The 1,575-nt window shown below is 62.3% G+C and carries 1 protein-coding gene; it reads right to left on the bottom strand.

All coding sequences use genetic code 11. From position 1 onward, the window contains the following. Positions 1 to 1,575 (bottom strand): condensation domain-containing protein (locus A462_RS32170; protein WP_008430101.1); only part of this gene is annotated, 1,575 nt, incomplete at both ends.

Here is a 1,575-nt window from a genome sequence, read left to right as displayed (position 1 = left end):
CTCGGTCGCGTCCAGCAGCGGCAATTCCCCGATGCGCCGTTGCGGATCGGCGACGATACCTTGCAGCAGGTTCAGCCAGTGAGCGGCCATACGCTGTGCAGTGCTTGCGTCGAACAGGTCGGTGGCGTAAGTGAGGGTTGCACTGAGCTCGCCGTCGGCGTCCAGGGTGTCGAGGGTCAAGTCGAACTGGGCGGTACGGCTTTCCCACTCCTGGGCCTTGATCACCAGCCCCGGCAGTTGCGGGATGGCTTGGCGGCCGGCGCTCTGGTGGTTGTACAACACCTGGAACAACGGGCTATGGCTCAGGGTGCGCTCAGGGCGCAAGGCTTCGACCAATTGCTCGAACGGTAGGTCCTGATGCGCCTCGGCGCCCAGTGCCGCCGTCTTGACCTGTTGCAGCAGTTCGCTGAAACGCTGCTGCGGATCGACTTCAGCCTTGAGCACCTGGGTATTGACGAAGAACCCGATCAGGCCTTCGGTCTCGACCCGGTTGCGGTTGGCAATCGGTACGCCCACGCGGATGTCCGACTGGCCGCTGTAACGGTGCAGCAGGCCCTGGAACGAAGCCAGCAACAGCATGAACAGGCTGCAACCTTCACCCAGCGCCAGTTGCCGCAGCTGTTGGCCCAATGCCTGTGGTAACTGGACGGCCAGACGGGCGCCGGCAAAGCTCTGGCGTGCCGGTCGCGGACGGTCCGCAGGCAGCTCCAGCAATGGCTGTTCAGCGCCGAGGACGTTGGTCCAGTAAGCCAGCTGCCGCTCACGCTCACCGGCGTCCATCCATTGGCGTTGCCACACCGCGTAATCGGCATACTGGATCGGTAACTCCACCGGTTCAACCGATCCACCCTGGCTATAGGCGGCATAACGCTCAATCAGTTCCTGCACCAGCACCTGCATCGACCAGCCATCGGAGACGATGTGATGCTGGGTCAGCACCAGCACCTGTTCATCGGCGGCCACCTGCAGCAGCCCGACCCGCAGCAGCGGACCGTTCTGCAGGTCGAACGGCCGGCTGATCTGATCGCGAACAAACGCCTGGATCTGCTCGGCCTGGTTGGCCGAGGTCAGGTCGAGAAACTGCGGCGTCAGCAGCGGACCGGACTCGGCATGGATAACCTGGAACGCACGCTCGTCCTTCTGGACAAAGGTCGTGCGCAAACTCTCGTGACGCTGCACCAGTGCGCTTAAGCTGCGTTGCAACGCCTTCAAATCCAGGTGGCCATGAATCCGTAGCGCCGCAGGGATGTGGTACGCCGCACTGGAGGGTTCCATTTGCCAAAGGAACCACTGGCGTTGCTGGGCGTAGGACAAGGGCAACGGTTGATCACGCGGCACCCTTGGAATGCGCGCAGGCATCGCCGCCTGGATTGGCTCAAGCGCAGCCACGCAAGCCTTCAGGCTGGCATTTTCGAACAGCTTGCGCAGTTGCAGGTTCATGCCGAGGTGTTGGCGGATGCGCGACACCATCTGTGTAGCCAGCAATGAATGGCCACCCAGTTCGAAGAAGTTGTCGGTGAGACCAACCCGCTCCAGTTTCAGCACGTCTTGCCAGACGGTTGCGATTTGCTGTTC

Source organism: Pseudomonas sp. Ag1, from assembly GCF_000278565.1.
Lineage (GTDB): Bacteria > Pseudomonadota > Gammaproteobacteria > Pseudomonadales > Pseudomonadaceae > Aquipseudomonas.
Note: the sequence above shows the minus strand (reverse complement) of the source record. Positions and strands in the feature narration are given on the sequence as shown.